Annotated in this window: 7 protein-coding genes and 1 pseudogene; 3 read left to right on the plus strand and 5 right to left on the minus strand. The window is 73.2% G+C overall.

Going from position 1 to position 9,564, the window contains the following annotated elements; all coding sequences use genetic code 11:
* From UW392_RS31020 to UW392_RS31035, 4 genes are all read right to left on the minus strand, one after another.
* Positions 1–296, minus strand: a 296-nt coding sequence (locus UW392_RS31020) for a DUF917 family protein (RefSeq protein WP_320778479.1), incomplete at its 3' end; no start/stop codon positions are given.
* A gap of 10 nt (positions 297–306) precedes the next feature.
* Entirely contained in the window at positions 307–1,386 is a 1,080-nt protein-coding gene (locus UW392_RS31025; RefSeq protein ID WP_320778480.1) for a DUF917 domain-containing protein, read from the minus strand.
* Positions 1,379–2,941: a hydantoinase/oxoprolinase family protein gene (locus tag UW392_RS31030; RefSeq protein ID WP_320778481.1), complete on the minus strand. Its 1,563-nt coding sequence runs from the start codon at positions 2,939–2,941 to the stop codon at positions 1,379–1,381. The genes UW392_RS31025 and UW392_RS31030 overlap by 8 nt, the downstream gene beginning before the upstream one ends.
* Before the next feature lie 55 nt (positions 2,942–2,996).
* On the minus strand, positions 2,997–4,436 hold the full coding sequence (locus UW392_RS31035; RefSeq protein ID WP_320778482.1) for a cytosine permease: 1,440 nt from the start codon (positions 4,434–4,436) through the stop codon (positions 2,997–2,999).
* Between the two features lie 284 nt (positions 4,437–4,720).
* On the opposite strand from UW392_RS31035, the gene UW392_RS31040 reads away from it, so the two are divergent.
* A complete protein-coding gene (locus UW392_RS31040; protein ID WP_320778483.1) occupies positions 4,721–5,440 on the plus strand; it encodes an aspartate/glutamate racemase family protein in 720 nt (239 codons plus the stop codon).
* A 50-nt stretch (positions 5,441–5,490) separates the two neighbouring features.
* Complete coding sequence (locus UW392_RS31045; RefSeq protein WP_320778484.1) at positions 5,491–6,693, plus strand: cysteine desulfurase-like protein; 1,203 nt, start codon at positions 5,491–5,493, stop codon at positions 6,691–6,693.
* A gap of 161 nt (positions 6,694–6,854) precedes the next feature.
* On the opposite strand, the gene yicI is transcribed toward UW392_RS31045, so the two are convergent.
* On the minus strand, positions 6,855–9,125 hold the full coding sequence (gene yicI / locus UW392_RS31050) for an alpha-xylosidase (RefSeq protein WP_320778485.1): 2,271 nt from the start codon (positions 9,123–9,125) through the stop codon (positions 6,855–6,857).
* A 271-nt stretch (positions 9,126–9,396) separates the two neighbouring features.
* Here yicI and UW392_RS31055 point away from each other — a divergent pair.
* A pseudogene (locus UW392_RS31055) lies at positions 9,397–9,564 on the plus strand (xylose isomerase); the annotation flags it as partial.

Genomic DNA, 9,564 nt, shown 5'->3' on the forward strand with positions numbered 1-9,564 from the left:
GCGGCGGCCGCGGCGACCCGCACGGCCTGCGCGAAGTCCTCGGGGTCGGCGAGGCGCTCGGCGAGCACGTCGGGCGCGCCGACCAGCCCGACGTGGACGACGAGGGTCTCCGGCGGCAGCGCGGCGGCCGGGACCAGAGGCAGCGGCCCGGCGCCCAGTTCACGGCGGAGCAGCAGCGCGCCGGTGGCGACCTCTCCCCCGCCGCCCGAGCCGAGCAGCGTCGCCCCGGCGGCCAGCGCCGGTACCCGCGCGGCGGTCAGCGGCGCGGGTACCGGGGTGGCGGCGTACGAGGTCACCCTTCGATCATCACACCCCGGCGCCGCTGAACGGCACGTAGGCGTGCTCGTAGCCGAAGTAGCCGGGCCCGGCCAGGGCCAGCCCCTCGGGGGTGCGCCAGCGCGGGTCGCAGGGCACGCCGAGGACGCTGACCCTCAGTCCGTAGCGGAGGGTCTCGGTGGTGACCGGCTCACCGGAGTCGGTGTCCAGGACACAGATCAGGTCGGGGACGCTGACCACGACCTCGCCGTCCCGGGCGGCGACCAGGTTCTCGTTCTGGAACGACAGCTCCAGCTCCGCGCCGGTGTCCGCGTCGAGACCGGCGATCCGCGCGGTGCCGCGGGCGAAGCCGCCGCTGGTGGTGCGCCGCACGTCGACGGTCTTGCCGGTGAAGACGGTCCGGCCGCCGAGCACGCCGGCCGCCGCGGCGACGGGGTCGTCGTGGCCCTCGCGGGCCTCGCGGATGGCGCGGCCCACCTCCTCGCACAGGGTGAGGGTGCCGCGTACGAGGTGGTCCTTGGCCTGGCGGCCGGTGAGGGCGTACAGGCTCACCGCGGCGCTGCATCCCATCTCGACCGTGGCGGCGCGGGCGAGCCGCTCCGCCCAGGCGTTGGTGCCGGTGCGCAGGGTCACGGAGTTGCCGCGTTCGTCGGCGAGGGCCATCGGGGAGGCCCGGACACCGCCGAGGGTCGGCAGCAGCATCTGCAGCTCGGGGAAGGCGCGGCCCATGCCGTCGGCGTCGATCAGCGGGACGCCGGCCTCGGCGGCGGCGACCAACGGCGACATGGAGTTCAGCCCGCCCGCCTCGATCGAGACGGTGTGGGTGGCCTTGCGGCCGAGGAGTTCCTCCAGGGCGCGCATCGCCCCGAGGATCTCGTCGCCGGACGGCAGCTTCTCCAGCATCACGGTGGGCGCGCCCATGAAGGCGGTGGGTATCACCACGGCGTCGTCGCCGATCTCGTCGACGTCGACGAGGGTGACCGGTCCGTGCCGCCTCAGGGCCTGCTGGGCGAGGAGGCGGCCGACGAACGGGTCGCCGCCCCCGCCGGTGCCGAGCACGGCGGCACCGCGGGCCAGGTCGGGCAGGTTGTCGGCGGTGATCTCACGCATCGTGGCCTCCCAGGCTCAGCTCTCCGACGGCCTTGACGCGGATCCGGGTGGCGTTGCCCGGCAGGTAGGCCAGCGGTACTTCCTCGATGTCGACGATGTCGACCGATCCCGGCCGGGCGCCCGCGGCGACGGCCCGGTCGACGGCTTCCTGGCGGGCCTCGTCGAGTACGGCGTCCCGGGCGCCCGGCACGACCGAGTAGACCCGGTCGACCTCGCCGCCGACCTGGGCGATCGCCGCGCCGATGGCGTTGGCGACGGCGAAGTGGTCGGGGCGGACGACCTCGGAGGCGCCCTGGAGGTCCTCGGGGACCAGGATGCTGCCGCCGCCGACGGCGACGACGGGCACGGGTTCGGCGGAGGCCCGCATCCGGTCGACGACCTCGGCGAGCCGGTCGTCGATGACGCGGAGGGCGGTGTCGACCACGTCCCGGTCGAGGTGGGCGACGAGCGAGCGGTCGCCGACGTCGGCGCGGCCGCCTGCCACGGCGACGTCGGTCGCGGTCAGCCGGGTGCCGCCGAAGACGAGGGCCTCCTGGGCGAGTCGGTAGCCGACGCTGGCGGGTCCGACGGCGGTGCCGCCCGCCTGTCGCAGGACGTGGCTGCCGCCGCCGATGCCGACGGACAGCACGTCGGGCATGCGGAAGTTGGTCTGCACACCGGCGACGCTGACGTCGGTGGACGCCTCGCGCGGGAAGCCGTTCTGCAGGATGCCGACGTCGCTGGTGGTGCCGCCGATGTCGACGACCGCGCAGGAGGGCAGCTTCGACAGGAACGCGGCGCCGCGCATGGAGTTGGTGGGGCCGGACGCGAAGGTCGCCACCGGGTAGCGGCGGGCGTAGTCGACGTCCATCAGGGTGCCGTCGTTCTGGCTGAGGAAGACCGGCGCGTCGATGCCGGCGTCGGCGACGGTGCGGGTCAGGCCGGTGGCGACCTGGTCGGCGAGGCCGCGCAGGGCGGCGTTGACGACGGTGGCGTTCTCCCGGCCGAGCAGCCCCATCCGGCCGATCTCGTGGGAGAGGCTGACCGGGGCGCCGGGCAGTTGCTCCGCGATGATCTCGGCGGCGCGGGTCTCGAACTCGGCGTTGACCGGCGAGAAGACCGAGGAGAGCGCGAAGGAGCCGGCGCCGGCGGCGACGGCCCGGTCCAGGACCGCCCGGAACTCGGCCTCGTCGAACGCGGCGATGGGGCTGCCGTCGTACTCGTGGCCGCCGTGGCACAGGTAGCTGTGCCCGCCGATGGCCGTGACCAGCCGGTCGGGCCAGTCGACCAGCGGGGGCAGCGCGCGGGTGGCGGGCAGGCCGAACCGGATGGCGGCGGTGGGCGTGAGGCGTTCGCCCTCGACGAGGGCGTTGATGAAGTGGGTGGTGCCGATCATCACCGCGTGGACGGCCGCCGGGTCGAAGCCGGTGGCCCGCTTCAGGTCGGCGAGGGCGGTGACGATGCCGCCGGTGACGTCGGCCGTGGTGGACGCCTTCACGGCGCCCAGCACCCGGTCGCCGTCGATGAGGACGGCGTCCGTGTTGGTGCCGCCCACGTCGATGCCCAGTCGGAGCATGGTGGGTGTCCTGCCTTTCTCTTGTCGGCCGGCCCGGCCGGGGTGGGGCCGGGTGTCAGGCGGTGGTGGCGCCGGGGGCGGCCCGGCGGGTCGGTGCGGTGCCCACGCCGCGGACCAGGCCGAGGCGGGCCGCCGCGACGTAGAGCACGAAGGCGACGACGACCGAGTTGATCGACGGCAGACCCCAGTGGACGTACTTCCCGACGAAGGCGGCGACGGCCCAGACCACGAGGCTCGCGGGGACCCACAGAGGTGAGGTGGCGGGGAGTTCGCCCGTGGCCCGGGTCTCGTCCAGTCTGGACCGCCAGGTCCTGACGGCGAAGTACTCGGCGACCATGATCCCGGCGATCGGCGGGAACAGGACGCCCAGCAGGTCGAGGAAGTCGGTGAAGCTGTCCAGGACACCGGCCGCGCCCAGCACGGAGCCGAGGACGCCGACGACGACGGTGACGGCCCCGCGGTGCAGGCGGCGGCCGAAGGTCTGGTCGGCGAAGGTGACGACGCCGAGCGAGGCCGCGTACAGGTTCCAGTCGTTCACCTTGACGGTGGCGGCGACGATGATCAGCGTGCCGAGGAAGCCGGAGGTCGAGGTGACGATGGCGATGACGTCGCTGGTGCGCAGGGCGAGCGCCAGGAGCACGCCGATCAGCCCGATGACGTACTCGCCGACGGTGATGCCGACGACGGTCTGCTTGACGACGTCCTTGGCGCTGCGGTTGAAGCGGCTCATGTCGGGGGTGATGACGGCGCCGACTATGAAGCCGCCCGCGACGATGGTGGTGCCCTGGAGCAGGGAGAGCGGCGGTCCGGCGGGCTCGGCGGAGGTCAGCGCGCCGAGGTCGTGCCTGGACAGTTCGACGGCGATCGACCAGCCGGCCATGACCAGGAAGGCGGGGACGGTGATGTAGGCGGCCCAGGCCATCGAGCCGACGCCGTACACGACGACGGCGGTGATGATCAGGCCGACCACCAGGGCCCACCCCCAGGAGGGCAGGAAGCCGACCAGTTCGACCAGGCCGTCGGCGGAGACGGCGTTCTGGATGCCGAACCAGCCGACGGCGCTGATGCTGATGGCGAGGCCGATCAGGGAGGCGCCGGCCGCGCCGAAGCCGGTCCAGCGGGCCAGCAGTGAGGTGGAGAGACCCTCGCGCTGTCCGGCGATGCCGGTGAAGATCGTCATGATCTCCAGGATCACGGCGCCGAGCGTGATGGCGAGGACGGCGTTCCAGAAGGTCATGCCGAAGCCGAGGGTGGCGCCGATGAGGAAGCTCGCCAGTGTGGAGAGCTGGCCGAAACGCTGGGTGGCGACGGAGAACCAGTGGAACCGGGCCGATTTCGGCACCCGGGCCAGCACGTGGTCGTCATGGACACCGTCGTCGTGGACGTCATCGTCGTGGACGTCGTCGTCGTGGACGTGACCGGCGGGGGCGGGGTCGTCGGGGACCCGGTCGGCATGGCTGGAACCGGACGACGACGAGCCTGAGGTGGACGCCATGAGGACTCCAGGGGGCAGGCGGGGACGGGGCGGGGGACGGCCGTGTGCGGGGGCGGTGGGGCGAGACTAGGCCGCCCGTCACGCCCGGTCACCGTGCGCAGGGCACCGCCGCGCGGCGTTGACGGTGCACTGTGCACAGCGGGGAATCGGCCACCTGGCCGCCGGTACGTGCCAGGCGGTGCGGGGTGCACGGCCGGCGGGGTCGGGCTGTGCGGACCGCACCTTGTGGGCGCCCGGCGCGGCGCGAAGGGTGGGCGCACTCCCCGTCACCCCTTGGAGGTGCTGTGAAGCTCACGGTCGTGCTCCCCGTCATCACCGACGCGTTCACCGAAGAGGTCCGCGAGGAGGTGGGCGCCTGGGCCGCGCCGGGCACGGAGGTCGAGGTCCGCCGGATCGCGCGCGGTACCGCGTCCATCGAGTCCGAGTACGACGAGGCGCTGGCCGCGCCCGGCATCCTCGACGCGGTCCGGGAGGCCGCCGAGGACGGCGCCGACGCGGTCTTCGTCAGCTGCTTCGGCGACCCCGGGGTGCAGGCGGCGCGGGAGATCGTGGACATCCCGGTGGTCGGTGGGTTCGAACCGGCCGTGCTCACCTCGCTGGCGCTGGGCGAGCGGACCGGCGTGGTCACCGTCCTGCCGAACGTGCTGCCGATGCTGCACGGTCTGGTCCGGCGCTACGGGCTGACCGAGCGGGTCGGTCCGATCCGCGTCGTCGACATCCCGGTCCTGGACCTCGACGCGGGCGACCGGCTGCTGGACGCCCTGGCGGAGCAGGCCCGTGCGGCGGTGGCCGCGCGGGAGGCCGACGTGATCGTGCTCGGCTGCACCGGGATGCTGGGCGTGGCCGCGGCGCTCCAGGAGCGGCTGGCCGCGGAGGGCGCGTTCGTCCCTGTCGTGGACCCCACGGGTGCTGCGATCATGTGGCTGGAGTCGCAGGTGCGGCTCGGGGTGCGGCCCAGCCGTACGACGTACATGCCGCCCCGCCCGAAGGACCGTATCGCCTGACCCGTCCCCCTCTCCCCCTTCTCATTCTCCTCCTCCCTGGAGTCGCATCCATGGCCTACGACGTCGCCGCGGTCCGCGCGCGCGTGCCCGCCCTGAAGTCCGGTACCGCGCGGTTCGACGCGCCGGGCGGTACCCAGACCCCGCAGCCGGTGATCGACGCGATCGCGGCGGCGCTGACCGCTCCGCTGGCCAACCGCGGCCGGCACACCGAGGGCGAGCGCAACTCCGACCGGATCGTCACCGAGGCGCGGTCGGCGCTGGCCGACCTCCTCGGCACCACGCCCGGCACGGTCGTGTTCGGGCGCAGCGCCACGCAGCTCGTCTACGACCTGTCCCGCACGCTGGCCAAGGGCTGGGGGCCGGGTGACGAGGTGGTGGTGACCCGGCTCGACCACGACTCCAACATCCGGCCGTGGACGCAGGCGGCCGAGGCGGCGGGGGCGACCGTGCGGTGGGCCGAGTTCGACCCGGCCACCGGTGAGCTGCGGCCCGAGCACCTCCGAGCGGTGCTGAGCCCGCGCACCCGGCTGGTGGCGGTCACCGCCGCGTCGAATCTGATCGGTACGGTGCCCGACCTGCCTGCGCTCGCCGCCCTCGCCCACCGGGCCGGGGCGCTGTTCCACGTCGACGCGGTGCACTACGCCTCGCACGCGGTGGTGGACCTGGCGGCGCTCGGCGCGGACACGCTGGTCTGCTCGCCGTACAAGTTCCTCGGTCCGCACCTGGGAGTGCTGACCGGCCGGGCGGAACTGCTGGAGTCGCTGCGCCCGGACAAGCTGCTGCCGTCCGCGGACACCGTGCCGGAACGTTTCGAACTGGGCACGCTGCCGTACGAGTCGCTGGCCGGGGCGCGGGCGGCCGTGGACTTCCTCGCCGGACTGGACCCGGAGGCGCGGGGCACCCGCCGGGAGCGGCTGATCGCGTCCTTCGCGGCCCTGGAGACGCACGAGAGGGCGCTGCGCGCCCGGCTGGAGGAGGGGCTGGCGGAGCTGCCCGGCGTCACGGTGTACTCCCGCGCGGCCCACCGCACCCCGACGCTCCTGTTCACGGTGGCCGGCCATCGCCCCGCCGAGGTCTACGCCCACCTGGCGGCCCACGGCGTGGACGCGCCGGCCGGTTCGTTCTACGCGGTGGAGGCGGCCCGCGCGCTGGGCCTGGGCGCGGAGGGCGCGGTGCGCGTCGGCCTGGCCCCGTACAGCGCCCCGGAGGACGTGGACCGCCTGCTGACGGCCCTCGCCCTCCTGAACGACTGACCACCGGCGTGCCGACGGCCCCGGACCCGGCACGGTCCGGGGCCGCCGACCCGCGGGACCGGCGGCCCCTGTACCCGTGCCGCTCGGCGCCCGCAGGACCGCACGGGCGCGGGGCCCGGACCGTCAGGCGTCCGGGCCCCGCTGCCATGGTGGTTCCGTCGTCAGGCGAGCGGAACCGTCACCTCTCCAGTGCCCTCGGCGCTCGCGCCGCCCGCGATCCGGACCGTGAACGGACGGTCCGTGCCGTCGGCGGTGACCGTCAGGGTGTCGCCGGCGCGGCGGACGCGGAAGGTCGCCGCCGGCGCCCCCGTCGCGTCCGGCACGGTGACCTCGGCCGTGTAGTCGGGCGCGGCGGTCGGGTGGACCAGCAGCGTCGGCGCGTCCAGCCAGTCGCCGTCGGGACGCTGGTCGTCGGCGCCCAGCGGCAGGACGGCGCCCTCACGGACGTACAGCGGCAGGCTGTCGTAGCCGTGGCGCTCGGTGCGCCAGCCGGGGCCGGTGACCTTCTCGCCGCTGAGCAGGTGCGTCCACGTGCCCTCCGGGAGGTAGACCTCCACCTCGCCGTCCTCGGTGAAGACCGGCGCGACCAGCAGGTCGGGGCCGAGCATGTACTGCCGGTCCAGCGGGCGGCACGCCGGGTCGCCGGGGAACTCCAGGACCATCGGCCGCATCACCGGCACGCCGGTGCGGTGGGCGTCGGCGGCGGCACCGTACAGGTACGGCATCAGCCGGTGCTTGAGCAGCGTGAAGCGGCGGGCCACGTCCACGGCCTCCTCGCCGAACTCCCACGGCACCCGGTAGGACGAGGAGCCGTGCAGGCGGCTGTGCGAGGAGAGCAGGCCGAAGGCCAGCCACCGCTTGAAGACGGCGGGGTCCGGCGTGCCCTCGAAGCCGCCGATGTCGTGGCTCCAGAAGCCGAAGCCGGACAGGGACAGGGAGAGTCCGCCGCGCAGGGACTCGGCCATGGCGCCGAAGGAGGACCAGCAGTCACCGCCCCAGTGGACGGGGAACTGCTGGCCGCCCGCCGTCGCCGAGCGGGCGAACAGGACCGCCTCGCCCTGTCCGCGCTCCTTCTCCAGGAGTTCGAAGACGGTCTGGTTGTAGAGCTGGGTGTAGTAGTTGTGCATCCGCTCGGGGTCGGACCCGTCGTGCCAGACCACGTCGGTGGGGATGCGCTCGCCGAAGTCGGTCTTGAAGGTGTCCACGCCCTGGTCGAGCAGCGGCTTCAGCTTCGACTGGAACCAGGCGCGGGCCTCGGGGCTGGTGAAGTCGACCAGGCCCATGCCGGCCTGCCACAGGTCCCACTGCCAGATGTCGCCGTTCGCGCGGCGCACCAGGTGGCCCAGTTCGGCCGCCTCGTCGAAGAGCGGGGACTTCTGGCCGATGTAGGGGTTGATCCACGCGCTGATCCGCAGCCCCTTCGCCTTCAGGCGGGCCAGCATGCCCTCGGGGTCCGGGAAGACGTCCGGGTCCCACTCGAAGTCGCACCACTGGTACTCGCGCATCCAGAAGCAGTCGAAGTGGAAGACGGAGAGCGGGATGCCGCGCTCGGACATGCCGTCCACGAAGGACGTCACCGTCGCCTCGTCGTAGGACGTGGTGAAGGAGGTGCTGAGCCAGAGGCCGAAGGACCACACCGGCGGCAGCGCCGGGCGGCCGGTGAGGGCCGTGTAGCGGCCGAGGACGTCCTTGGGGGTGGGGCCGGCGACGACGTAGTACTCCAGCGTCTGGTCCTCGACGCTGAACTGCACCTGCCCGACCGACTCCGAGCCGACCTCGAAGGAGACGGCGCCGGGGTGGTTGACGAAGACGCCGTAGCCGCGCGAGGAGAGGTAGAACGGGATGTTCTTGTACGCCTGCTCGCTGCTGGTGCCGCCGTCGGCCTGCCAGACGTCGACGACCTGGCCGTTCTTGACGAACGGCGTGAAGCGCTCGCCGAGGCCGTAGACGTTCTCGCCGACGCCCAGGGCGAGCCGGCTCAGCATGTGGTGGGCGCCGTCGCCGGTGGTGGCGTACGCGGTGCTCTTGGCGTCCGCGCGGGTCAGCTCCCGCCCGTCCGCGTCGAGGAAGGCGAGATTGAAGGGCGCGGACCGGTCCAGGCGCAGGGTCAGCGGGCCGCTGGTCAGCTCGGTGACGGAGCCGTCCTGGCGCACCTCGCCCGCGTCGCCGGGCGCGCCGGTCAGCGCGAAGTCGGGGCCGGGATTCCGCTTGCCCGCGTGGTGGGTGACCCGGACGCCGATGACGCCCTCGGCCGGCGAGAAGCAGTCGACGGTGACGAGCGGGGCGTTGAGCGTGTCACCCCGCCGTGTCACCTTCTTCACGGCGGCATGGGCAGTGAAGCGCTTCGACTGGGCGCGGACATCGCGTACTTCGGTGGCGTACGAGAGGTGCACGCCCTCGCGGACGAGCCAGAAGCCGTCGGTGAACTTCATGATCTTCCTCGGGTGGGGCGAGAGCGGTCGGATAGGAGTGCGTGACGTCTCAGGAGCCATTTGATCGTACACAAAACAAATCTCCAGGGAAGGGCTCCGGAGCAGCTATCTCGGCGCTGAACTGGCCTGTTAACCGAAGGGAACGAGGCACTCACGGAGAGGAGGGTGGCTCGTGGGTCTAGCGCGGAAGCCGCTTCGTGACGTATTAGTCATGCCATCAAACAAAACCGTCCGGCGTGGGAGCCGACGGTACGACAGCAAGGGCCGCACGATGTCGAAGCGCTTCAACCCCACTCCTGAGGACAGGTTCACGTTCGGTCTGTGGACCGTCGGCTGGCAGGGCAGGGATCCGTTCGGGGACGCGACCCGGGCGGAGCTGGATCCGGTGGTGTCGGTGCGGCGTCTGTCGGAGCTGGGCGCCTACGGGGTGACCTTCCAC

Source organism: Streptomyces sp. CRN 30, from assembly GCF_034105845.1.

Coding starts and splice junctions, on each gene's coding strand:
- UW392_RS31025 (WP_320778480.1), bottom strand. CDS start 1,386: ATGCGTGAGATCACCGCCGACAACCTGCCCGACCTGGCCCGCGGTGCC.
- UW392_RS31030 (WP_320778481.1), bottom strand. CDS start 2,941: ATGCTCCGACTGGGCATCGACGTGGGCGGCACCAACACGGACGCCGTC.
- UW392_RS31035 (WP_320778482.1), bottom strand. CDS start 4,436: ATGGCGTCCACCTCAGGCTCGTCGTCGTCCGGTTCCAGCCATGCCGAC.
- UW392_RS31045 (WP_320778484.1), top strand. CDS start 5,491: ATGGCCTACGACGTCGCCGCGGTCCGCGCGCGCGTGCCCGCCCTGAAG.
- yicI (WP_320778485.1), bottom strand. CDS start 9,125: ATGAAGTTCACCGACGGCTTCTGGCTCGTCCGCGAGGGCGTGCACCTC.